Source organism: Delftia sp. WSY_12, assembly GCF_043104645.1.
GTDB classification, from domain to species: domain Bacteria; phylum Pseudomonadota; class Gammaproteobacteria; order Burkholderiales; family Burkholderiaceae_C; genus Comamonas; species Comamonas tsuruhatensis.
In genome coordinates this window covers 1-24,457 of sequence record NZ_JBICKW010000017.1, presented here as the reverse complement: position 1 = coordinate 24,457, position 24,457 = coordinate 1, and the positions used below count along the sequence as shown (strand labels likewise).

The 24,457-nt window shown below is 68.3% G+C and carries 14 protein-coding genes; 3 read left to right on the top strand and 11 right to left on the bottom strand.

The window, feature by feature from the left end:
- From ACF8LI_RS11385 to ACF8LI_RS11375, 3 genes are all read right to left on the bottom strand, one after another.
- Positions 1-7,964: filamentous hemagglutinin N-terminal domain-containing protein (locus ACF8LI_RS11385; protein ID WP_392453851.1), on the bottom strand; the 7,964-nt coding region annotated here is incomplete at its 3' end.
- Between the two features lie 87 nt (positions 7,965-8,051).
- Positions 8,052-9,749: a ShlB/FhaC/HecB family hemolysin secretion/activation protein gene (locus ACF8LI_RS11380; protein WP_061289830.1), complete on the bottom strand. Its 1,698-nt coding sequence runs from the start codon at positions 9,747-9,749 to the stop codon at positions 8,052-8,054.
- Between the two features lie 5 nt (positions 9,750-9,754).
- Positions 9,755-11,581 carry a filamentous hemagglutinin N-terminal domain-containing protein gene (locus tag ACF8LI_RS11375; RefSeq protein ID WP_074924330.1) on the bottom strand — a complete coding sequence of 609 codons (1,827 nt, stop codon included), beginning with the start codon at positions 11,579-11,581 and terminating at the stop codon, positions 9,755-9,757.
- 673 nt (positions 11,582-12,254) lie between these two features.
- On the opposite strand from ACF8LI_RS11375, the gene ACF8LI_RS11370 reads away from it, so the two are divergent.
- A complete protein-coding gene (locus tag ACF8LI_RS11370) occupies positions 12,255-14,039 on the top strand; it encodes an NAD(P)/FAD-dependent oxidoreductase (protein ID WP_392412732.1) in 1,785 nt (594 codons plus the stop codon).
- Positions 14,036-14,605: a VUT family protein gene (locus tag ACF8LI_RS11365; protein ID WP_126311334.1), complete on the top strand. Its 570-nt coding sequence runs from the start codon at positions 14,036-14,038 to the stop codon at positions 14,603-14,605. Before ACF8LI_RS11370 ends, ACF8LI_RS11365 begins: the two co-directional genes overlap by 4 nt.
- A gap of 88 nt (positions 14,606-14,693) precedes the next feature.
- Here ACF8LI_RS11365 and ACF8LI_RS11360 read toward each other — a convergent pair whose 3' ends face one another.
- The gene (locus tag ACF8LI_RS11360; RefSeq protein WP_392412728.1) at positions 14,694-16,070 is read right to left on the bottom strand and encodes an amidohydrolase; all 1,377 of its coding nucleotides are present in this window, start codon (positions 16,068-16,070) and stop codon (positions 14,694-14,696) included.
- A 96-nt stretch (positions 16,071-16,166) separates the two neighbouring features.
- Between ACF8LI_RS11360 and ACF8LI_RS11355 the strand changes: the two genes are divergently transcribed.
- Positions 16,167-17,186, top strand: a complete 1,020-nt coding sequence (locus ACF8LI_RS11355) for a GlxA family transcriptional regulator (protein WP_392412726.1) — start codon at positions 16,167-16,169, stop codon at positions 17,184-17,186.
- 50 nt (positions 17,187-17,236) lie between these two features.
- On the opposite strand, the gene ACF8LI_RS11350 is transcribed toward ACF8LI_RS11355, so the two are convergent.
- The 7 genes from ACF8LI_RS11350 to ACF8LI_RS11320 form a co-directional block, all read right to left on the bottom strand.
- On the bottom strand, positions 17,237-18,232 hold the full coding sequence (locus ACF8LI_RS11350; protein ID WP_043823801.1) for a tripartite tricarboxylate transporter substrate binding protein: 996 nt from the start codon (positions 18,230-18,232) through the stop codon (positions 17,237-17,239).
- Positions 18,233-18,474: 242 nt separating this feature from the next.
- A complete protein-coding gene (locus ACF8LI_RS11345; protein WP_016450809.1) occupies positions 18,475-19,404 on the bottom strand; it encodes a glyoxylate/hydroxypyruvate reductase A in 930 nt (309 codons plus the stop codon).
- A gap of 8 nt (positions 19,405-19,412) precedes the next feature.
- The gene (locus ACF8LI_RS11340) at positions 19,413-20,183 is read right to left on the bottom strand and encodes a class II aldolase/adducin family protein (protein ID WP_012203336.1); all 771 of its coding nucleotides are present in this window, start codon (positions 20,181-20,183) and stop codon (positions 19,413-19,415) included.
- A 59-nt stretch (positions 20,184-20,242) separates the two neighbouring features.
- The gene (locus tag ACF8LI_RS11335) at positions 20,243-21,787 is read right to left on the bottom strand and encodes a class I adenylate-forming enzyme family protein (RefSeq protein ID WP_043791032.1); all 1,545 of its coding nucleotides are present in this window, start codon (positions 21,785-21,787) and stop codon (positions 20,243-20,245) included.
- An 86-nt stretch (positions 21,788-21,873) separates the two neighbouring features.
- Positions 21,874-22,860, bottom strand: a complete 987-nt coding sequence (locus ACF8LI_RS11330) for a tripartite tricarboxylate transporter substrate binding protein (protein ID WP_252651469.1) — start codon at positions 22,858-22,860, stop codon at positions 21,874-21,876.
- Between the two features lie 125 nt (positions 22,861-22,985).
- Positions 22,986-23,918 (bottom strand): electron transfer flavoprotein subunit alpha/FixB family protein, encoded by a 933-nt coding sequence (locus ACF8LI_RS11325; protein ID WP_392412723.1) that lies wholly within the window; start codon positions 23,916-23,918, stop codon positions 22,986-22,988.
- Positions 23,919-24,031: 113 nt separating this feature from the next.
- Positions 24,032-24,457, bottom strand: a 426-nt coding sequence (locus tag ACF8LI_RS11320; RefSeq protein ID WP_392412721.1) for an electron transfer flavoprotein subunit beta/FixA family protein, incomplete at its 5' end; no start/stop codon positions are given.

Here is a 24,457-nt window from a genome sequence, read left to right as displayed (position 1 = left end):
GCATCGCTGGTCTTGCCGGTCGCCCCGGCAATGCGGGCGACCGTCTCACCGCCTTGCACGACATTGACCACGGGGTTGCTGATGCTGACGCTCAGCCCGCTCTGTTTGGCCCGCATCTCGAACTTGTCGCGCTCGAGCTCGCGCGCCTCGTTGATCTCAACGCTTTTGCCGACGATGTTCACATCGCCCTGCGCCAGCACGGCCGAGCCCGTCTGGCGGTACTGGTTGCCGGCCACGATGGAGGCGTTGCCGCCCTGCGCCTGCACGCTGGAGCCGGCCGCGCGCACGCTTTCGTTGCTGCGGTCGATGGTGACGGACTTGGAGCCCAGCGTGATGCCGAAGCCGCCGCCGCTGAACAGGCCCGATTTCTTGGTCTGGCTGTGGCTGGTGGCGGCGGCGCTGTCCTGGCCCGCCAGCAGTTGCACGTCGCGCCCGGCCACCAGGCCCACGTCGCCCTGGCCCACTACGTGCGAGCCGGTCACACTGATGTCGCGCCCGGCCTGCAGGTAGATGTTGTTGGCACTGAGCACGCTGCCTTCGCTGAGGCTGCTGGCGCCTTCCTCCACGGTGTGCGTGCTCTTCTTGCTCAGGAAGCCGCTTTTCTTGCTGTAGGTTTCCTCGAAGCGGCCGTGTTCGGTCTGCTTATCCTGCAGGTTGACGTCGCGGCTGGCGATGAGGCTGGCGTCGCCCTTGGCGGTGACGGTGGCGCCCTTGAGGGTGATGTCGCCCTTGCCTGCGTCGGCCTTGCCGTTCGCCACGATGCTCAGGTTGCGGCCTGCCTCGATCTCACCGCCCGACAGGGATTCGCTGCGCTGGAACAGCGCATGGTCGTAGTTCTTGCGGTGCTCTTCCTCCAGGCTGCTGGACTTGTCCACCAGGGCTTCGACGCGCACGCTGGCGCCTTGCACCAGAACGTCCTCACCGGCCTTGATGTGCGAGCCCAGGGCCACCACGTCGCCCTTGGCCCGCAGCGTGACGCCGCCTTCGCCGCCATCGATGGTGGTGCCGGTGTGGGTCAGGGTGTCGGTGCGCCGCTGGGTTTCGCCGATCTTGATGCGGATCTCTGGGTCGGTGAGGTTGTTGTCCGCGTCGTAGTGCTGGGTGACGAGGATCTGGTCCTCTTTTTTATGCGTGCTTTCGGCCTTGGCGGTGGCGCCCAGGCGGATGTCGCCGTCGGCATACAGGCCCGCGCCCTTCTTGCCCTCGACCTTGCTGGCGACCAGGTCGATGTTGCCGCCCGCGTCCAGCACGATCTTGCCCGCGTCGCTGACGAAGCGGCCATCGGTGGCGGCGATATTGCCGCTGGCCTGCAGGTAGCCGCCGTCATGCGCGACGATGCTGCCGCGGCTGTTGTCGATGTCGCCCTTGAGGGAGGTCAGCAGGGTGCCGGTCTCTATCTTGCCGTCCCGGTTGTCGAGGCCGCCGCCGCTGAGGCTGGTGTAGCCGCCCGCGCGAATGCTGGCGCCGAAGTTGTCTATGCCTTCGGCGGCGCGTATGGCCAGGTTGTTGGTGACTTCGAGCTGGCCCCGGTTGATGAACTGTCCGTTGAGGTTGAGTTCCAGGTCGTTGGCGCTGATGCCGCCGGGCACGATCTGCATCTGCTTCCAGTCGGGCCAGGCCACGCTCTTGCCGCCGCCCAGCAGGGCGGCCACGCCGCCTTCGGGCGTGGCCAGCTCGGGGCGCGAGAGGTCCAGCGGCCTGGAGGTCCGGGGCGGCAGGCCTTCGTCGCCCGGGCCCTTGATGTCGCTGCCCTGGCCCTTGGTGTCGCCGGCGCCTATGGTGCCGGGGTCGCCGCCCAGGACCTTGAATTCCCTGGGCGCGTCGGCCTTGCCGGCATCGCCGGTCTTGACGTCGCCCTTGACGGCCTGTCCGTCGGGGCCCTTGGCCACGTCGCCGGGCTTGACCTCGCGGTTGCGGGCTTCCACGACCAGGGGCAGGCCCGTGGCGGGATCAATGCCGGGCCGCACGGTGATGGTGCCGCCGTTGATGGTGATGGCATCGCCGACGATGGTGCCGGTATCGGGCCCGACCAGAGTGATGGTGGAGCTGCCGCTGCCGGTGTTCAGGCGCGGCACGCTGCGGGCCAGGCCTTCGACGGTGACGATGTCCCCGTCGGCGTTCTTGCCCTCCCAGGTGATGGTCTGGTTCTTCTTGCGCTGCTCGATGCTGCCGCCACCCACGCTGGCATCCGAGGCCTCATTGACCAGGGAGCCGTCGAAGCCGCCGCCGATGTACAGCTGCGCGCGCTGCGCCACGTCGGTGTAGCCGACGACGCGCACGTCCTTGAGGTCGGCCAGCGCGGCCGGGTAGTCGGGCACCTCGTAGGTGCCGTCGCGCACGTCGGGTTCGCCGCTGCCGCTGCGGGTGCCCGTGGCTTCGTTGTGGATGCTGCCTTTGGCGCTGCCGGCGATGGCGACGCTGCCCTGGTTGCGCAGGGTGCCGGTCCAGGCGACGGAGCTGCCGCCATAGGACCAGCTTTCCGAGGCGCCCACGTTGATGCCGCCCACGTTGAGCTGAAGGTGGCCCAGGGCCAGCAGTTCGTTGCCGGTGGCTCCATAGGCGCCGGCCATGGTGAGGGTGACGTCGCCCAGGCTGCCCACGGTGCCGCCGCTGTTGCTGTAGCCGCCAGACTGGATGTTGAGCTTGCCGCCCGCGACAAGGGTGCCGCCGCTGTTGCTGAAGCCGCCCGTGGTGTTGATGTCGATCTCGCCGGGCGCGCCGCCCTGGCCATAGACCGTGCCCTGGTTGCTGAAGCCCGAGCCCTTGATGCGGATGTCCTGGCCCAGCAGGTTGGCACCGTCGCCGTTGCTGACCGCGCCGCTGGCCTGCAGTTGCAGGCCGCCGCTGGCGGCCACCGTGCCGGTGTTGGCAATGCCGCCGGAGCTGGCGGTGAGCTTCGCATCGCCGCTCTTGGCCAGCAGCGTGCCCTGGTTGTCGATGCTGGCGGCGTTGATGGTGACGCTGCTGCCCTGGATCTGGCCGGTCACCCCTTCGGCAGGGGCGCCATTGCTGAAGGCACCGGTCGAGGTGATGTTGACGGCGCCGCCTGCCTGCATCTGCCCGCCCGCGTTCTGCACGGAGGGGCCCGAGATGGTGAGGTCGCCCCCGGCCGAGATGATGCCGGTGCTGGCGCCACCACTGGCGCCCGCGGAAGTGTAGGGGTCGTTGACGCTGCGCGTGTTGTTGAGGCTGCCCTGGATATTGACGCTGCTGCCTGCGCTGACCACGCCCTTGTTGGTCATGCTGCCGACGTTGACAGTGAGCGCACCGCCCGCATGCACGGTGCCCGGGTCCTGGCTGTAGCGCCAGTCTTCGGGGGCGGAGCCCGCGCCGCAGCCGCTGGCCGAGACACAGCTGCGCGATTCGGTCAGCCCGTTGTCGAAGCTGCCGCCCGAGATGCTGAGGGAGCCCGAGGACTGGATCTGTCCATCGTTGCCTATGCTGCTGCCGCTGAGGGTGACGTCGCCGCCCGCCAGGGAGCCGCTGTTGGAGATGGAGCCGCCATAGACGCCGAGCGAGCCGCTGGCACCTATGCTGCCGCTGTTGCTCAGGCTGCCATCTATGCCCACGCTGGAGCCGGAGATGCTGCCCGAGTTGCCGGTGGCGCCCAGGGAGATGCCTTGCGCGCCGATCTGGCCGCTGTTGTCCAAGGCAGCCATGGTGATGGTGCTGGCGGCAATGTTGCCGCTGTTGCTGGTGCTGCCCGAGACGCCCAGGCTGCCCTGGGCATAGACGCTGCCGCCCTGGTTGCCCAGCGCGCCGTCGATGGTGATGTCGTCGGCCACGACGCTGCCACTGCTCGACAGGGTGCCGCCGTGCGTGAGGTTGCCGCCCGCCTGGATGGTGCCCTGGCTGCTGGTGCCGCCTGCCGCCTGCAGCGCCATGTCCTGCCCGGCACTGAGTTTGCCCTGGCTGCCCAGGCGCGTGGCGCCCCCGGCCTGGACGGTGAGCTTGCCCGGTGTGACGATGCCGCCGGCCCTGGCCAGGTTGCTGTCGATGTTGCGCGCACGGATGGAGATGTCCTGCTGCGACTGGATCAGGCCTTCGTTGGAGAGATCGCCGCCGGTGTCGATGTCCACCGCCTTGGCGAAGGTCATGTCGCCCCGGTTGCGGATGGCACCGTTGTCCGCCTTGAGCCGGGCCTCGCCCAGGAAGAGGCTGTTGCCTTCAAAGCCCAGGTTCTGCGCCGCATGGGCGTCGAAGTCGCCGGCCACGTCGAGGTTGCCGCCAAAGCCGATGCTGCCAGCCTCGCTGCGGGCGGTGAGCCGGCCTTGCGCGACGGTGGCACCGCCAATGGCAATGTCACCCTGGGACTTCAGTCCCAGGTCCTGTTCGGCAGAGACCTTGCCTGCAATGGCGATGGCGCCGCCGGAGCTGGCAAGCTCACCCTTGCGCAGTTGCAGGTCGCCCCCCACGCGCACGCCGTCCGAGCCCTGCAGGCGCGCATCGCCCAGCGTGGCGAGGCCGCCGCCCACGTCGATGGCACCGGCCTTGGCCTCGATGTCCATGCCGTCGTTGACGCGCAGCTCCTTGCCCACGGCGAAGCCCTGGCCGGCGCTGGCATCGAGCCTGCCGGTGACGCGCATCTGCCCACCCGCCTTGCCGCCCGAAGTATCGCCGTAGCTTTGGCCCGCACCGCTTTGCAGGCGTGCATCGCCCAGCACCAGGGTGTCGCCGGCCACGGCAATGCGTCCGCCGGCATTCGCGGCCAGGCCCTGGCCGAAGGCTGCATCTGCACCCACGGTGATGTCCGCGCCAGCGGCGATGTCGGCCGGTCCCTGGACGGTGGCCGCGCCTGCCACCTCGTGGCTGCCTCCCGCGCGGGCCTGGTAGGCGCCGCCGGTCTCCAGGCTTTGCAGGCGGATGTTGCCGCCCGCGTCGATCACGGCAGCCTGGCCGTCGGCCGTGCCGGCCACCACCTTGCCGGCCTCGGCATCGGTGCCGGCCTTGAGGCTCAGCGCCCCCGGCGTGGCCACCGTGCCGGTGACCGAGATGGCGCCCGTGCGCGCCGTGGCGTCGATGCCGGCGCCCATCAGGTCGCCCTGGATGCGCAGGGCATCGTCGGCGCGCAGCGTGGCCTGGCCCTGCGCCAGCACGCTGCGGGTGTGGACGGATGCGGCCGCAACGTCAAGATCGGCGCCGGCCTGCAGGCGTTCGGCCTTGAGGGCCTGTGCCGACCGGATGTCCATGGTGCCCATGGCCGCGATGTCGCCCGCCACCGTGATGTCATGGCCTGCGCGCAGTTGCAGGTTCTCGCCGGAAAGCACGGGCCCCTGGACGTCGATCTGGCCTGCGGACAGGGCGGTGATGCCCCGGTTGGCGACCAGTTGGCCGCGGCTGACGATGCCGCTGTCACCCGCTTCAAGGCGCAGATCGCCGCCGGCCTGCAAGCCCTTGTCCAGGCTGATGGAGCTGCCTGACAGCGCCACGTCGCGCCCGGCATAGGCATCGCCGCGCACGATGGCATCACCCTTGGCGGCAATGCGCGCATCGCGCCCGGCATGCAGTGTTCCATCGACTAGCACATTGCCCGCCGCAGTCACGCCGGCATCGCGCCCGGCCAGCAGGTTGCCCGTTGCAATGCTGCCCGCCGAGGATTCCAGGCGCACGTCGCGCGCGGCCTGCGCCTGCTCCAGGGCGATGTTGCCCTGGCTGCGGATGTCGAGGTCTTCGTTGGTGAGGATGGACTTGGCGGTGATGCCTTCGGCGCCGGCGCTCAGGGTGGTGCTGCCTGCCGAGCGCAAGTCGCCTCCCAGCTGGAGCTTCTGGCCTGCCTTCATGTTGACGGCGCCCTGGGACAGCACATCGCCGGCGATGCGGATGTTGCGGCCCTCGACGGACAGGCCCGCAGCCTCCATGCCCTTGTCGGCAGAGAAGTCGCCGCCCGCACTCCATTGCTGGGAACCGGCCGAGCCCACCTGCCCGCCCAGGCGGATGTCCCCGCCCGCCTTGCCCGTGATGCCGCCGCCCGCAAGGATGTCGCCGTGCGCCGTGAGATTGCCTGCGGCATTGAAGCTGGCCTTGCCGCCCGATGTGACCGGGCCGGCCATGGTCAGGTCGCCACCTGCGCTCAGGCCCAGGTCGCGCCCGGCAGTGATGGCGCCGTCGAACCGGGCGTCGCCCCCGCTGGAAAGATTCGCGCTGCCCGTGACACTGACATCGCCACGCGCATGCAGGGAGTCGCCGACGCGCAGGTTCAGGTCGCCGCCGATGGACAGGCCTTTTTCCGCGCTGCCGAGATCGACCCTGCTGGCGTCCACATTGGTCTCGCCGGCCGAGATGTCACCGTTGATGCCCACGGTGCCCGCCTTCATGCTCAGCGACTGGCCCACCTGGGCACTACCGATGAGGTCAACCGATCGAACACCGTCGAGCTGGAAGTTCTCGCCAACGACGCTGCGTCCCGTGACGTCGATGGTGTCGGCCGAAACCTTGGCGCTGCGGTTGACCTGCAACTGCCCCGACAGCAACGCACCTTGGCCGGCCCGCATGTCCAGGCTGCCCGCGACTGCGGTGACGCCGCCCAGCGACGCACCTTCGCCCGCGTCGATGGCCAGGTCGCCACCCACCAGCAGCTTGCCGGTCTGGTGGACGTTTTTGCCACCCAGTGTGGTGGCGCCCGCAACCTGCACGGTGCTTGCGCCAGAACCCATCTGCAGGTCGCCACCCGCACGCGCCTGCAGGCTGCCGGCGGTCACGAGATCGCCGCTCACGGCGATGCCGCCCTGCGCGCTTTGCAGCCGGATGTCGCCCTGCGCCTGAACGGGTCCGTTGAACTGCATGCCATCGCGGCCGCTGACCTGCAGTTGCTTGCCCGCAGAGACTTCTCCAGCAACGCTGACATAGCCATCGCTGTCGATGCGGATGTCCCGTGCCGATGCCAGGGAACCCGTGCTGACGCGGCCGGCGCTCTGGATCTCCACGTCGCGCTGGTAGGCCAGAAGCGGACCCTGCAGGTTGACGCCCATGCCGGCATCGGTGGAGATGACACGGATCTGGCCTGCGGTCATGGCACCGAGGGCCGTGGCATCGATGGCCAGAGCCCGGCCCGACTGCGCTGGAGCCGGGGTCTGCGGGGACTGCGGGGATTCGGAGGCGGCACGCGCGGAGCCCGGCATGGCGGGCGTCTTGCCTGCCGTCAGGTTGATGCTGGAGATGTCCTGGTTCAGGTAGTGGGCGCGCAGGGGAGCGTCGATGCTCAGCGTCTCGCCGATCAGGTCCAGCTGTCCCACCGTGCCTTCGATGCCCGAGCCGCGCACTTCGATGCGGCCACCGGTCACGTCGAAGCCCTGATTTTTGGCATCCTGGAACGTGCTGCCCAGCCCCCCGGCATCCAGCCAGGTGGGCCGGCCCGTGCTCAGGGTAAGCCTGGGCGTATTGACCACGCCACAGCCATCGCAGGTGATGCCGTTGGGGTTGGCGATGATGACGGTGGCGGGCGTTCCGAAGACTTCCACCGTGCCCCGCATCTGGCTGGGTGTTCCGGTGACGGTGACCTCGTTGACGATGGTGTTGGCCGCGCGCCCGCCAGACAGATTGGGATTGGCAGCCGCCGTGCCGCCCAGCAATGGCGTGCCACCGATGAGGCTGTTGTTGAGAACGACACCGGACGTTGGCACATCGAAGCGCTCGTACTGGTTGAGCGAGGTTCCGGCCGCATTGGGCGCCGTGATGTTGACCAGGGCACCACCACCCGGCAGCGACTGGATGCCCGGCTGGAAGGCCATCGGCGCGCGCGGGTCGGCAATGGGCCCGCCGAAGGGACCTGCGATGGCCCCGGCCGGCGGCTGCGGCTGGGCCTGCGCGGTGCCAACCATGACCAGTTGCAGTTGAGTCAGCCAGAAAACAGCGGCCATGAACGCCGCTGTGCGCCGGGCCCACCGAGGGGCGCGGTGCGCGGTTCTCGGTTCCTCGGGCACAGGGGAGGACTGTTGGTTGTGCTGGCTCATGGTCGGTGCTTGCATGCTGGGCTCCCTCTTCATTGCTCTGTCTTGTCTGTCTCTGTGTTGCTGCTGTCTTGCTGCCGGTGCGCCTGTGCGGGCGGTACAGCGCTAGAACTGGTAGGCCAGGCTGGCATTGACACGCCAGCCGGGCTTGGGCATTTCACTGGGTGTGCGCAACGGCTTGCCCGCGATCAGCTCGGCGAAGCCGCCCGCGAAGGCGATGCGCAGCCCGCCTCCCGCGCTGGCCAGGGCATGTGAGCGGCTGTCTGCAACGGTGGACAGCCGCGCCGCATCCACAAACAGGTAAGGCTCGTAGCGGATCTGCCCGCCCAGGATCTGTGGCGGCCGCTGCAACGCCCATTCATTGCGCCAGACCATGCCCTTGTCGCCGCCAACGGCCGATTCGGGAAATCCGCGCACGCTGCCCACGCCTCCGGCGAAGATCTGCTCGGACGAGTACAACGGATGCCGGCTCCATTGGCCCAACGCACGCGAGCGCCAGGTCAGGAGGCTGCCCAACGGCCGCTCCACCGATGCCGACAGCTCCAGCTTGGTGAACCGGTAGCGGGCGGCCTCCCGGGGCAGGTCGGCCGGGTCGCGGTTGGTGTCCAGCCAGGGCATGCCGCGCGAGATGCCCGCATCCACCGTCCACTGGCCCAGCCCCTCGCCGGCTTGAAAGCGCGTGAGGCGGTTGATGCCCAGGCGCAGCACGGCCTGGGTCTGCGGGCTGAGCGAGATGTTGTTGACGGAACGCTCGGACTTGCGGTGCGAGAAGCTCAGGTCCATGGCCGTCTTGCTGTTCTGGTCGCGCTGCAGCAGGCGGCTCAGCGACAGCGTGTAGGTCTTCGATGTGCCGTGGACCAGGGCGGTGTCGCCGATGAGGTTCTGGTACTCCGAGACGGAAGCCATTGCCGACAGCGTGGCATAGCCCAGGGGCATGGAGAAGGTGCCATACAGGGCGTTGGTTTCCGTGCTGGTGGTCAGGCCGGCGCCCAGCGACTCCATCAGGCCCAGCACATTGCCGGCGTCCAGGCCCAGCTGCACGCGAAGGCGGCCGGTGGCGGCCGCGCCCTGGTTGTCCAGCGAGACGTTGTAGCGCGCGGCCTGGCCCGCCTGGTTGACGAACTCGACGATGGAGCCGCCCGGCTGCGTGCCCGGGCGGATCTGCACCTGCACGTTGTTGCGCCTGAGGCGGTTGAACTGGTCCACCGACTGCTCGATGTCGCGCAGGCGCAGCACGTCGCCCTGCTTCATGGCAAGGGCCAGATGCACGCCCGGAGCCTGATCGTCGCCAGGACCGACGGGGGTGCCGTTGAACAGCAATTGCTCGATGCGGCCCGGCACGATGGTGAGGGACAGCACGCCCTCCTGCAGGCTCTGGTTGCCCACGTAGGCACGCGAGGTGGTGTAGCCCGCAGCGATCAGGGCCCGGTTGACCCGCTCCAGCAGCACGTTGATGTGTTCGACCCCGATCGAGCGGCCGACAAAGGGCGCGGTGACCCTGGCAAAGACAGCCTCCGGCAGCAACGCCATGCCGTCTTGCCTGATGGTATGAATGGGAAAGGCCGGTCCCTGGGGCTGCAGGCCTTCGGGGAATCGGTCGTCCATGCCTGCGGCTGCGGCAGCGGGTTGCTCGAATTCAATGCTGGCGGGTGCGGAGCGGCGCAGCATTTCCTCGCGCAGTTTTTCCTGCTGCTCGCGGATGATCTGGTCGTTGGGGTCGCGCGCAGACACAGGCTGTGCATGGACGAGCATCGGGCTGAGGGCCAGCGCGCAGATGCCCGCGGCGGAGATCCAGTGGCTCATGCGGTTCACCACCAGAAGATGCCGAGGTGGTCCTCGATGCGCACCGCATCGCGGGAAGGCTTGCGAATCACCTCGATGGCGCCGTCCACGCCTTCGGAGGCTTGCAACACCCCGCCGTCCTGGTATGCCAGCCCCTTGAGAACCAGCCGTCCTTGCTGGACGGTGTAGCTGCCGCCCTGGTCGGTGGCATAGATCCTGGCCCAGGTGTCGCCGAACAGGGCCTTGAGGCCCTTGTCGCGCAGGATGACGGTATGCACGGGGCGCCCTCGCGCGATGATCTCGGGAGCCTCCAGGGTCATGCCCTTGCCTGCGTAGACCTGGCCGGCATCGTTGAGGATCTGCCCGCCAGCACGTATATCGACCGATTCGGCGCCCATGATCTGCCCGCCCACCAGCGCCTCGTTGGAGGAGGCTGTGCGCCTGCAGACGAACAGGAAGCAGCTTTGCCGGTATTCGAATCCGCCAATGCTGTGCGCCTTGGTCACGACGCTTTCTTGCGCCTCTATCTTGATGCCGCCCTGGTTGGAGAACACATGGCCGCCCAGGTTGGAGAAGTTGCGCGCCTTGACCTGCACATTGCCTTGCGCCACCCAGTAGGCCTGGTTGGCAGGATCGGCCAGCTCGCCCATGTCCACGCTGTAGCCTTTCCTGCGCTTGAAGACGCTGTGCGATGCCCAATCTTCCAGGCCGGCACCGGCGATGTGCACGCTTTCGTTGCGCACATCCGCAGCTCCCCGAATGACCAGATCGCTGTTGGATACGATGCGTGCGTTGATGGAATCCACGCCCTGCCCGCTGTCCAGCAGCACGGAGCCTTCCTTGCCGAAGATCAGCGCGGTTTTCGCGGCCCCCACGGGCGTCCTGTGCTCTATGCCGCCACCGGCCTTGAGCACGACGGCATGGGCATCCTCTGCCTCGCCCACGCCTTGCTGGCCGGATATCTCGCCACCCAGGTTGCGGATGGCCCCTTCGGCCTGGAGGCGAACACGGCTGCCGGCCGCCAGCAAGCTGGTCTCGTCGCCGCGCGAAACGAGCGCGATATCCCGGGAGCGTATGTCCACCTGCCCCTGGGCCTGCACCTTGCCGCCGATCTGCTCCAGCTGTCCCGTGCTGGTCAGCCGGAAATCCCCGGCCGAGGCCACCATCTGCCCCTGGTTGCGCACACCGGCGCCCTGGTCGGTCACCAGAATCTCGATACGCCCGGAGGTGACCTTGGAATCCGCATTCAGGTCCACAGCCAATGCGGTGCTGCGCGCCTTCCCGCCCTCGTAGTAGACCCATGGCGTCAAGTTGTCCGTTGGCGACGCCGCCGTATCGAACTGGGCCGTGGATTCCCCGGCCACCATGCGGACCAGGGCGCTTGACGATGAGAACTCGTTGGTGACGGCACCCTGCAGGGCAATGCTCTTGGCAATCATCTCCAGACGGATCAGATTGCCGGTGACTCCCTGCTCGCCAATCACGATCTCGCCTTGCTTCGTATGGACATCCACCAACCGCTGGACATAGCCCGAAGGCTGCAATTGATCGCGCAGTGTCACGGCGCCCGTGGTCAGGGCAACGCTGCCGAAATTGACGAAGCTGCCGCCATTGACGCGTATGCCGTTCTGATTTGCAAAAATCAGATTGGCGCGGGGGCCATTGACATCGATGGTTCCTGTGATATGCGAGGGCGCGGCGGAAAACACCTCGGCCACGATGGTTCGCGCCTTGACGCCCTCATTCAGGAACGTGAGCCCAGCCTTGCCCACATCGAACTGGCTGAAGCCGTTGTATGAAACACCGTCCGTGACCTGGGCCGGCGTGACCTGCACGCGGCCACCATCACCCATGTTCACCCGCGTGGCGGAATCTGGCAGGGCCGTGACCCTGGAAACTACCTCCGACCGGACTTCCCCCACTGTCCCCCAACCGCAGGCAATGACGCCCAGCGCACCGCAAAGCACGGCGCCTCTCATTGATTTCTTCATATTGCATAGCCAGCCGCGCCCAGGCACCGGGTACTGTAGCCAGCCTGTCCATCTGGTTGAACTCCATTGCCGGCACATGGCATCCTTTGCCGGCAACCCTCTCTTTCAAAATCTCCACTGCCAATGGCTATGCCCATAGCCCACTGACAGCGGGAGCAGATGATCAGCGAAATCACCGCTATCGCCAATACACTTTTTTTGACAATGGGATTTTCATCCTAGGAAATATCTAATTTTTCTGGAAAAAATCAGACCACTCCTAATTGATTAGCATGCCATTAATATGGCATTCGTTTTTTCCGTCGCCCGATTGGCCAGGGCGATAACGCCAATCACGCCAGTGCAGTTACCCGGGCCATGCGCCCGTCGGCCGGATGCTTCCCGCCACAGGTCTTCCCGCATTCCAGGCGTGCCGGCCGGAAACCTGTGCGCCACCTGCGAACCCGAGCGTGCTCCAAGGGCGTGGCCATGGCGGAATGTGCCGCCTGGCGCTTTGGCTTACCATCGCCGGCCCTCTGCTTGATAGGTACAAGCCATGATCCGCGTCTCTGAACTGAAACTGCCCCTGTCGGCGGTGCAATACCACCCCGACAGCCACACCGAATACCTGCCCCTGGAGCCGCTGCGCGCCCTGGCCGCGCGCCAGCTGGGCATTGCCGAGGAGGCCATTGCCTGCGTGCATGTGCACAAGCGCAGCTTCGATGCGCGCAAGTCCGAGCTGCTGGCCGTCTACATCGTCGACCTGACGCTGGCCGACGAAAGCCAGGAAGCCGCGCTGCTGGAGCAGTTCTCCAGCCATGCCCATGTGAACCCCACGCCCGACATGCGCTGGCATGCCGTGGGCCAGGCGCCTGCCGACCTGCAGCGCCGGCCCGTGGTGGTGGGCTTCGGGCCCTGCGGCATCTTTGCGGCCCTGGTGCTGGCGCAGATGGGCTTCAGGCCCATCGTGATCGAGCGCGGCCGCTCGGTGCGCGAGCGCACCCAGGACACCTGGGGCCTGTGGCGCAAGCGCGAGCTGGTGCCCGAGTCCAATGTGCAGTTCGGCGAAGGCGGCGCAGGCACCTTCTCCGACGGCAAGCTCTACAGCCAGATCAAGGACCCGCGCCACCTGGGCCGCAAGGTGATGCAGGAATTCGTCACCCACGGCGCGCCGCCCGAGATCCTCTATGCCGCGCATCCGCACATCGGCACCTTCAAGCTGGTGAAGGTGGTCGAGGGCATCCGCGAGGAGATCATCCGCCTGGGCGGCGAGATCCGCTTCGGCCAGCGCGTGTGTGACATGCGCATCGAGGGCGAGGGCAAGGACCGCCGTCTCACCGCCCTGGAAGTGCTGGACCAGGACAGCGGCGAGCGCCAGTGGCTGGAGACCGACCATGCCGTGATGGCCCTGGGCCACAGCTCGCGCGACACCTTCGCCATGTTCTACGAGCGCGGCGTGCACATGGAGGCCAAGCCGTTCTCGGTGGGCTTTCGCATCGAGCATCCGCAAAGCGTGATCGACCGCGCGCGCTGGGGCAGGCATGCCGGCCACCCGCTGCTGGGTGCGGCCGACTACAAGCTGGTGCACCACGCCAGCAACGGGCGCGCGGTCTACAGCTTTTGCATGTGCCCGGGCGGCACCGTGGTGGCGGCCACCAGCGAGCCCGAGCGCGTGGTCACCAACGGCATGAGCCAGTACTCGCGCGCCGAGCGCAATGCCAACGCCGGCATGGTCTGCGCCATCGACCCCTCCGACTACCCGCGCGATGCCAAAAGCTTTGCCTGGGCCTTCGACGGCAAGACCCATGGCGTGGAAAACCTCAAGGACGGCGAGCTGCACCCGCTGTCGGGCATCGTGCTGCAGCGCCAGCTGGAGACCAAGGCCTACCTGCTGGGCGGGCGCAACTACAACGCGCCGGGCCAGCTGGTGGGCGACTTCATCGCGGGCAAGGAATCGGCCGCGCTGGGCGAGGTCGAGCCCTCCTACAAGCCCGGCATCACGCTGACCAACCTGCACCACGTGCTGCCGGCCTATGCCATCGAGGCCATGCGCGAGGCGCTGCCCGCCTTCGGCAAGAAGATCCGCGGCTACGACATGCACGATGCCGTGCTCACCGGCGTGGAAACGCGCACCTCCTCGCCCGTGAAGATCGAGCGCGGCGCGGACTTCCACAGCCTGAACACGCGCGGCCTGTACCCGGCCGGCGAAGGCGCCAGCTACGCGGGCGGCATCCTGTCGGCCGGCGTGGATGGCGTGAAGGTGGGCGAGGCCGTGGCCTGCGCCATCCTCGGGCTGCCCCTGCCCTCGTCGGGTGCACGCGGCTCCGGTGGCGCAGCATGACACCGCGTCCGCCCCGTTTCGCCGCCCCCTCGCGCACCCAGCTGCTGGCCGCCATTGCGGCCATGGGCGTGGTGGTGCTGTCGTCCAACATCCTGGTGCAGTACGCCATCAACGACTGGCTGACCTGGGGCGCCATCACCTATCCGTTCGCCTTCCTGGTGAGCGAGCTGGTCAACCGCAGCTTCGGCCCGCAGCAGGCCCGGCGCGTGGCCTGGGTGGGCTTTGCCGTGGCCGTGGCCGCCTCGCTGGTGCTGGCGCCGCCGCGCATCGCGCTGGCCTCGGGCGCGGCCTTCATTGCCTCGCAGTGGCTGGACATCGGCGTGTTCCACCGCCTGCGTGCAGGCCGCTGGTGGCGTGCCCCCCTGGTGGCCACGCTGCTGGCCGCCTGCCTGGACACCTTCCTGTTCTGGAGCATCGCCTTCGCAGGCTCCGCCGAGCCCTGGATGACCTGGGCCCTGGGCGACCTGGGCGTGAAGCTGGTGCTGGGCGTGGCGCTGCTGCTGCCGTTCCGCCTTGCCATCGCCCGGTGGTGGAAAGGCCCATCGGCAATCGCCAGCGCCAAATAAAGCCGACGCGGTTCGCACGGACTCGATCTCAAGCCAGGGGCACCGCGCAACGGGAAGCGGCTTCCGCCGCTCAGGGCGAGTCGAATAACTATGGGTTGCGCTGCAGATAGTCCACGGCCAGCGCGGCCAGTGAGCGCGCACCCGTGGGCAGTTGCTTCTCGTCGATGTCGAACAGCGGCGAGTGGTTGGACGGCGCCTTCGCGAAATCCTGGCCGGCCGGCGGTGCGCCCAGGAAGTAGAAGAAGCCCGGAACCACCTTCTGGAATTCCGAGAAATCCTCGGAGCCGCTGACCTTGGGAATCACCATGGCCTTGCCGCCCATGGCCAGCTTGAGCGCGGGCAGCGAGGCCTCGGTCAGTGCGGCGGGGTTGGTGGTCACCGGATAGGCCACGGGACCGAAACGCACCTTGGCCTTGGCGCCGCTGGAGGCCGCGATCTGCTCGGCCGTGGCAGTGATGCGCTTGTGTGCCTCCTGGCGCATGTCCTCGTCGAAGGTGCGCAGCGTTCCCTGCATCTCCACGTTGTCCGGGATGATGTTGTAGCGCGTGCCGCCCTGGATCGAGCCGATCGTCAGCACGGCCGGCTCCAGGCCGATGTTGAGCTGGCGGCTGACCACGGTCTGCAGGCCCAGCACCACCTGGCTGGCAGCGACGATGGGATCGACCGCATTCCACGGCGACGAGCCATGGCCGCCCCGGCCCTCGACCTGGATGCTGAGGCTGTCCGAACCCGCCATCAGCGGCCCGCTGCGGTAGCCCACCATGCCCGACGGCAGGTTGGACGTGATGTGCAGGCCGTAGATGGCCTGCACGTCCTTGAGCACGCCGGCCTCCACCATGGCCTTGGCGCCGAAGCTGGGCACATGGCCGTGGGCATCGGCCTCCACGGGAGCGCCTTCCTCGGCGGGCTGGAAGATGAACTTCACCGTGCCGGGCAGCTTGGCGCGCATGCCGGCCAGCGCCTCGGCCGCACCCATGAGCATGGCCACGTGGGCATCGTGCCCGCAGGCATGCATGACCGAAACCTCCTTGCCCATGTACTGGGCCTTGGCCTTGGAGGCAAAGGGCAGGCCGGTCTTCTCGGCCACGGGCAGCGCATCCATGTCGGCACGCAGCGCCACGGTCTTGCCCGGCCGGCCGCCGCGCAGCACGCCCACCACGCCCGTGCCGCCCACGCCGGTCTGCACCTCCATGCCGAGGCGGCGCAGGTGATCGGCCACCACCTTGGCCGTGCGTTCTTCCTGGCCCGACAGTTCGGGGTGCTGGTGGATGTCGCGGCGCCACTCCACCATCTTGGGCGCCAGCGGCTGGATGGCGGCATCCAGGGCCGCCAGGCCCTGTGCATCGAGCCCCTGGGCGCTGGCCGCCAGTGGCAGGCCGCAGGTCAGCAGCCCGGCCAGGGCGATGGAGCGCAGGCCTGTGCGCGGGAAGGAGGAAGGCTTTGTCTCGGCGCTGGTGTGGAGCATCTTCGTGGTCCTGGAAAGTGGCACAAGCAGCCATGCTAAAAGTGAAGCACGTATGACGGACACGTCAAAATCGCCATTCGAGGAGCCAGAATCGCCATGCCCCGGACCTTTGTCATCGAGCTGCCCTGCCTGGAGCACAGCGCCATCGGCCACGCCGCGCACCTGGTGGAGATGCTGCGCAGCGCCAACCTCGTCGCCAGCCTGCGCCTGGGCCGGCGCGCACCGCGCTTTGGCTGGCGCTGGGTCGACGGCCAGGACCGGCCCCTGCCCGCCATGCCGCACGCGGACGAAGGCGCGGCAGCCGAAGGGCCCGCGCAGGCCGTCTTCGTGAGCGCGCTGCACTGCCCTGACATCCCGTCCATCCGCGACATCGTCGCCGCGCATCCGGCCCTCGTGCGCCGCATCACCACGGCCTTCGACCAGGGCCTGGCCGTCTGCACGCTGGGCAGCGCCGCCTGGTTTGCGGCAACCGGCGGCCGCTGCCAGGGCCGGCTTGTGGCCCTGCCCTGGTATTTCATGGGCGGCTTCGGCCTGGACTTCCCGGGCATCGAACTGGCCGAGGGCCAGCCCTTCGTGGACGACAGGCCCTGGCTCAGCGCCTCCCATCCCGAGGCCTTGGCGCCCATGGCCGTTGCACTCACACGCCATGCCTTCGGCGACGACCTGGCCGCAGCGCTGGCCGCCGTGCTGCAGCCCGATGCCCAGCGCGAACGCGCCACCCGCGCCGCCCTGCAGGACCGCCGCATTCCCGCCACGCGCAACAGCGTGCTGGCCCATGCCATCGCCTGGCTGGAAGCGCGCGTGGAGCAGCCCTATGACCTGCAGGCCCTCGCGCACGCGGCATCCACCAGCCCGCGCACCCTGCTGCGCCACTTCCAGCAGGAGCTGGGCCACAGCCCGCTGGACCACCTGCACCGCCTGCGCTGCGCACGGGCCCGGGTGCTGCTGGAGATCACGCTGGAGAGCGTGCCGTCCGTGGCGCTGGCCTGCGGGTATGGGGATGCCTCTGCGTTTCGGCGGGTGTTCTTGCGGTATGTGGGGATGGCGCCTGCGGCCTATCGGGAAAGGCATGCGTTGAGGGCGCCCAGGAGGCGGTGGAGGGTGGGGGCTGCCTGATTGTTTTTGCCCCTGCCGGGGCAAAAAACAGACCCGAGAACAAGAAAGACTCAGTCCACCGTCACCTTCGCCTCCCGAATCACCCTCCCCCACTTCTCCGTCTCGGCAGCAATGAACCGATCGCACTCCTCAGGCGTGGACCCCTCCGCAAACGTCCCCATCACCTGCTCCAGCCGCTGCGACACCTCGGCACTGCGGATGATGCGCGACACCTCGGCGGACATGCGCTGCACGATCTCGCGCGGCACGCCGGCCGGCGCGATCATGGCCGCCCAGGTGCTGCCCAGCAGGCCGTCGTAGCCCTGCTCCACGAAGGTGGGCACGTCGGGCAGCGCGGCCAGGCGCTTGTCGCTGGCCACGCCGATGAGGCGGATGCGGCCGGCCTTGGCGGGCTGGATGAGGTTGGGCGGCGGGTCCAGGAACAGCGGGATCTGGCCGCCCATGAGGTCGGCCAGCGCGGGCGCGGCGCCCTTGTAGGGCACGTGGACCATGTCCGTCTTGGTGAGCAGCTTCATCAGCTCGGTGGTCAGGTGGGCGCTGGAGCCGCTGCCCGAGGAGCCGAAGCCCACCTTGCCGGGATTGGCCTTGGCATAGGCGATCAGCTCGGGCGTGGTCTTGAAGGGCGCATTCATGGCCACGGCAGCGACCAGGGGCGAGACGCCCATCAGCGAGACGCCGACCAGGTCCTTCTTCGGGTTGTAGGGCAGCTTGGGATAGAGCGTGGTGTTGGCCGCATAGGCCGCGATGACCACGCCGAAGGTGTGCCCGTCCGGCGCGGCCTTGGCGATCTGGTCCACGCCGATGATGCTGTTGGCGCCGGGCTTGTTCTCCACGATGACGGGCTGGCCCAGGGCCTTTTGCAGGCCGACCTGCAGCAGGCGCGCCATCTGGTCGGTGAAGCCGCCTGCCGTGTACGGAACGATGATGCGGATGGGCTTGGAGGGCCAGGGGCTCTGGGCCCAGGCCGAGGGGGCCAGCACGGTGGTGGCCGCTGCAGCGGCGGCAGCGGTCGATTGCAAAAAGCCGCGGCGGGAAGTCGAAGGCATGGTGTCTCTGGATTCTTCTCAGTTAAAAAATGGCCCCCACGCTACCCTTGCTGCGCAAGGTCCGCTGCCCCCCAAGGGGGCCGCTTTTCATCTTGGGGCGGCCCGGCGATGAAAAATGACCCCCACGCTACCCTTGCTGCGCAAGGTCCGCTGCCCCCCCAAGGGGGCCGCTTTTCATCTTGGGGCGGCCCGGCGATGAAAAAACGCCACGCAACAGCGCAGCGTCGGATGGAAAACAAGGCTCAATACCCCCGCGCCACATCCACAAGGTTGAGCAGCGGCTCGCCCGCGCGCAGGCGGCGCAGGTTCTCCAGGCACTGGCGCGCCACGGTGTCGGCCGAGGCCTGGGCCGCGATGTGCGGCGTGACAAAGGCCTTGGGATGGCCCCAGACCTTGTTGCCGGGCTGGGGCGGTTCGTCGCGCAGCACGTCCAGCGCGGCGCCGGCCAGGTGGCCTTCGTCGAGCAGGGCCAGCAGGTCGTCTTCCACCACCTGCTCGCCGCGCCCCACGTTGATGAAGTAGGCACCGCGCGGCAGCAGGGACAGGGTTCGGCGGTCCAGCAGGTCGCGCGTCTCGGGCGTGAGCGGCAAGGCGCAGACCAGGATGTCGCTGGTGGACAGCAGCTGCTTCAGACCTTCGGCACCGCTGTGCGTGGCCAGGCCTGCAATGCTCTTGGCGCTGCGGCTCCAGCCTGCGACGGGGTAGCCGACGGCCTGCATGGCGCCGGCCACGAAGCGGCCGACCTCGCCCAGGCCCAGGATGCCCACGCGGCAGTCTGCGCTGGCGCGCACGGGGCGGCGCAGCCAGTCGCCGGCCTGCTGCTGGCGGGCGAACAGGTCCAGCTCGCGCGTGTGGCGCAGCGCGGTGCCGACCACGTACTGGGCGATCTCCACATGCTGCTGCGGATCGACGGTGCGCGCCACGGGCAGGCCGGCCGGCAGGTCGGGCACGGCCAGCAGCTTGTCCACGCCCGCGCTGGGCGCGCACAGCAGCTTCAGGCCCGGATAGGCCGGCAGCACGCCCGGCTTGAGGCTCCAGGCGAGCATGGCCTCGACCGCATCGGCCGGCGCCTCCTCGCGGTGGCCCCAGACCTGCACGCCGGGCGCCAGCGCGCGCAGCGAGTCGACGATGGGCGCGCCCATGCTCGGATGGATGTTGACCAGAATTCCCATGGTTTCCTTCAGTCCTTGTAAGAAGGGTCTATGCGGTCCAGGCGGCGCAGCAGGCCGGGCCAGGCCAGGCCTGCGCCCTTGCCCTTGGTGACCTGGCGCGACTGGTTGACCGCGTCGGCAATGATGTCCTGCGGGATGCGCGTGAGCTCGCCGCCGCCCGACTGCGCCAGGATCTGGATGCGGCAGGCCGACTCCAGCGTGTACATGGCCAGCACGGCCTCGGCCACGTTGCGGCCGCAGGTCAGCAGGCCGTGGTTGCGCAGGATGAGGAAGTTGCTGGCGCCCAGGTCATCGACCAGGCGCGGCTTCTCGTCGTCGCGCAGGGCCACGCCTTCGTAGTCGTGGTAGGCCAGGCGCGCCAGCGGGAAGATGGACTGCTGCGAGATGGGCAGCAGCCCCTCCTTCTGCGCCGAGACGGCCACGCCATAGCGCGTGTGCGTGTGCAGCACGCACTGCACCTCGGGACGGCCGTCGTGGATGGCGCTGTGGATGACGAAGCCGGCCGGGTTGACGTCGTACTCGGTCTCCATCAGCGGCCGGCCTTCATGATCGACCTTGACCAGGCTGGACGCGGTGATCTCGTCGAACAGCATGCCGTAGGGGTTGATCAGGAACTGGTCGGGCTGGCCCGGCACGCGCGCCGAGATGTGGGTGAAGATCAGGTCGTCCCAGCCGAAGTGGGCGACCAGCCGGTAGGCGGCGGCCAGCTCGATGCGGGTCTGCCATTCCTCGGCCGTCACCTGGCGGCGGACCTCGGACATCGTGGTGTCGTTGCTCATGGGGTGTACCTCTTGGTGGACATCGTGGTGGACATCGTTTGGAGAAAGCATCCGCCGGTTCAGCGCCCCGTCGCGTACTGGTCGCGCAGCTCGCGCTTGAGCACCTTGCCGATGGCGCTGCGCGGCAGCTCGGCAATGAAGCGCAGGTCCGCCAGGCGCTGGGTCTTGCCGGCCCGCTGGTTGTACCAGCCCATGATGTCCTCGGGCAGGGCCGGCTGCCCCGCGCGCGACACCACGTAGGCCACGGGCGTCTCGCCCCATTGCTCGGAAGGCACGCCGACCACGGCCACGTCGTCCACGGCCGGGTGGGCGCGCAGCTGGGTTTCCAGGTCGCTGGGGTAGATGTTGAAGCCGCCGCTGATGATCATGTCCTTGCGGCGGTCGAACAGGGTGAGGAATCCATCGGCATCGAAGCGGCCCACGTCGCCCGTGCGGATGAAGCGCTTGCCCGTGGGGTCGAACCATTCGGCTTCGCGCGTCTTGGCGGGCTGGCCGTGGTAGCCGGTCATCATGCTGGCAGAGTGGCCCACGACCTCGCCATCCTCGCCCGGGGCGACCTCGCGGCCGTCCTCGTCGATGAGGCGGATGTCATGGCCCTCGGCGGGCCTGCCCACGGTGTGCAGCTTGTCCGGGTGCAGATGGGCTTCGAGGATGCAGGTGCCGCCGCCTTCGGTCATGCCGTAGAACTCGGTCAGGCTGCCGGGCCAGCGCGCCACCACGTCGGCCTTGAGCTCGGCCCGGAACGGCGCGCTGGTGCAGAACTTGGCGCGGAAGCTGGACAGGTCATGCTCGCCGAACTGCGGCAGCGCCATGATGCGCTGGTACTGCACGGGCACCAGCATGGTGTGGGTGACGCGGTGCTGCTGGGCCAGCTGCAGGTAGCGGGCCGCGTCGAATTTGGGCATCAGTACCACGCAGCCGCCGCTGCCCAGCGTGGGGAAGAACACCACCAGCGTGGTGTTGGAGTACAGCGGCGTGGCCAGCAGCGTCGTGCCATCGGGGCCATAGCCGTAGACGCTGCCCCGGTTGATGTGGGCCCAGCGCATGCCGTGCGACTGCACGATGCCCTTGGGGGTGCCCGTGGTGCCCGAGGAATAGATGATGTTGAACGGCGCGGCCGGCTCCACGCTCACGGGCGCGGGCTGCGCGCCTTCGGGCGCCAGCCAGTCGTCAAAGGCACGGCCGGGCGCGGCGCCGTCCAGCGAGATGCATTGCAGGGCGCCGTCGGCAGGCACCAGGTCCTGGGCCGCCTTGTCGAGGAACAGGTGGCGCGCCTGGGCATCGCGCAGCATGGAGGCCAGGCTGTCGGCCGTGGAGGACGGCGCCAGCGGCGCAACCACCACGCCCGCGCGCAAGGCGCCCAGGAACAGCGCGGCATAGCGCACCGAGTTCAACGCGCAGATGGCAATCGCCTGGCCAGGCTGCACGCCGTCGCGCTGCAGCGCGGCAGCCACGCGGTCCATGAGGGCGTCAAGCTGCGCGTAGCTCAGCGTCTGCTGGTCGTCGCGCAGCGCGGCATGGGCGGGCTGCTGGCGCGCGTGGCTGCGGATCAGCTCGGCCAGCGTGGTGAAGGGCGCATCGGGCGAAGGCAGGGAGACAGTCATGAGGGACTCCGTTTCACGAATTCACGAATCTCAAGCGGACTGCGCCCGCCAGCCTCCTGGCCCTGCGGGCGCATTGGAGGACAGGCCTACTTGGCGGCCAGGCCCAGGCGGTCGATCAGGACCTTGTCCTTGGCATAGGCCTCGCGCACCCACTGCGCATAGTCGGCGCCGGAGCGGTACCAGGCGTCCTGGTTCAGCTGCTTGAGCACCTCGATGTGGCGCGGGTCATCCATGGCTTTCTTGAAGGCGTCGTGCAGCTTGCGCACCACGGCCGGGTCCATGCCCTTGGGGCCGGCCAGTCCGTAGGGCGAGGTGGAGACCACGCCATAGCCCAGCTCCTTGGCCGTGGGCACGTCGGGCCAGCGCTGGGTGCGCTTTTCGCCGAAGGTCATGAGCAGGCGCATCTGGCCGCCATCCACATAGGTGTCCCAGCCCGAGGCATCGCTTTGCGCGGCCACGTGGCCGCCCAGCAGGGCCTGCTGCAGGTCGGCGTTGCCCTTGAAGGGCACGTGGTTGAGCGTGACCTTGGCGTTCTCGGCCAGCTCCTCCATCAGCAGGTGGGGCGAGGAGCCTATGCCGGTGGAGCCGTACTCGATCTTGCCGGGGCTGTTGCGCGCGGCGGCAATGTATTCGTTGAAGCTCTTGTAGGGCGAGTCCGAGCGCACCGTGAAGCCGAAGGTGTAGCCCGAGACGCCGATGATGTAGGTGAAGTCCGTGACCGGGTTCCAGGCCGTCTTCTGCATGTGCGCCATGCGCAGCATGGACATGGGGAACTGGGTGATGGTGTAGCCATCGGGCTTGGCCGTGCGGGACATGTTGCCCGGGCCCAGCGTGCCGCCCGCGCCGGGCTTGTTCTCCACGATGATGGTCTGGCCCAGCTGCTTGCCCGCGATGTCGGCCAGGGTGCGCATGTGGCGGTCGGTGGAGCCGCCTGCGGGGAAGGGCACGATCAGCGTGATCGGGCGCGTGGGAAAGTCGCTGGCCTGGGCCCATGCCGGCGCGCTGGCGCCCGTGGTGGCCACAAAGACAACAGCCGCAAGCGCAAGGCTGCGGCGGCCAATGGAAATCTGCATGTCTGTCTCCTGCATCTCTGAACCAGGTGGGGCCGGGGCACATGCCTTGTGTGCCGCTCTGGCCAGGGCCCGGATGCTTCACCCGGGCCCGTTGGCACCGCCTCCCGGTGCGGCGCCTTGCATTCTTACAGCGACTGCACCAGCTCGGGCACGGCCTGGAACAGGTCGGCCTCCAGGCCGTAGTCGGCCACCGAGAAGATCGGTGCCTCGGGGTCCTTGTTGATCGCCACGATCACCTTGGAGTCCTTCATGCCGGCCAAGTGCTGGATGGCGCCGGAAATACCGGCCGCAATGTACAGTTGGGGCGCCACGATCTTGCCGGTCTGGCCGACCTGCAGGTCATTGGGCGCATAGCCTGCGTCCACCGCTGCGCGGCTGGCACCGATGGCGGCGCCCAGCTTGTCGGCCAGCGGGGTCATGACTTCGTTGAACTTCTCGCTGCTGCCCAGCGCGCGGCCGCCGGAGACGATGATCTTGGCAGCCGTCAGCTCGGGGCGGTCGCTCTTGGTCACTTCACGGCCCACGAAGCTGCTCTTGCCGTTGTCGCCAGCGGCGGCCAGCTGCTCCACCTGGGCGCTGCCGCCCGTGGTGGCCGCTGCGTCAAAGCCCGTGCCGCGCACGGTGATGACCTTGATCTTATCGCTGCTTTGCACCGTGGCAATGGCGTTGCCTGCGTAGATGGGGCGCTCGAAGGTGTCGGCGCTGTCCACCTTGGTGATGTCGCTGATCTGGGCCACGTCCAGCTTGGCGGCCACGCGCGGCGCGGCGTTCTTGCCGCTGGCGGTGGCGGGGAACAGGATGTGGCTGTAGTTCGAAGCAATCGCCAGCACTTGCGCTGCAATGTTCTCGGCCAGGCCGTCCTTCAGGCTGGCGCCGTCGGCGTGGATGACCTTGGCAACGCCGGCGATCTGGGCCGCAGCCTGCGCAGCGGCGCCGGCATTCTCGCCCGCCACCAGCACATGCACGTCGCCGCCGCAGGCCAGGGCCGCAGTGACGGTGTTGAGCGTGGCGCTCTTGATGGAAGCGTTGTCGTGTTCTGCGATAACCAGTGCAGTCATGGAATTCCTTTCAGTTCAATGCTTGAGCGGCGCCGGGCCGCCCCAAGCCGCGAGGGCCCCCTTGGGGGGCAGCGGACCTTGCGCATGCAAGGGGAGCGTGGGGGCCTGTTGCTTTAGATCACTTTGGCTTCGTTCTTGAGCTTGCTGACCAGGGTCGCCACATCGGGCACCTTCACGCCAGCGCCGCGCTTGGCGGGCTCGGCCACCTTGAGCGTCTTCAGGCGCGGGGCCACATCCACGCCCAGCTCTTCAGGCTTGACCGTGTCCAGCTGCTTTTTCTTGGCCTTCATGATGTTGGGCAGCGTGACGTAGCGCGGCTCGTTCAGGCGCAGGTCGGTGGTGATGACGGCCGGTAGGCTCAGGGCCAGGGTTTCCAGGCCGCCGTCCACTTCACGCGTGACATTCACCTTGTCGCCAGCGACTTCGACCTTGGAGGCGAAGGTGGCCTGGGGCAGGTCGGCCAGGGCCGCCAGCATCTGGCCGGTCTGGTTGGCGTCGTCGTCGATGGCCTGCTTGCCCAGGATGATGAGGCCGGGTTG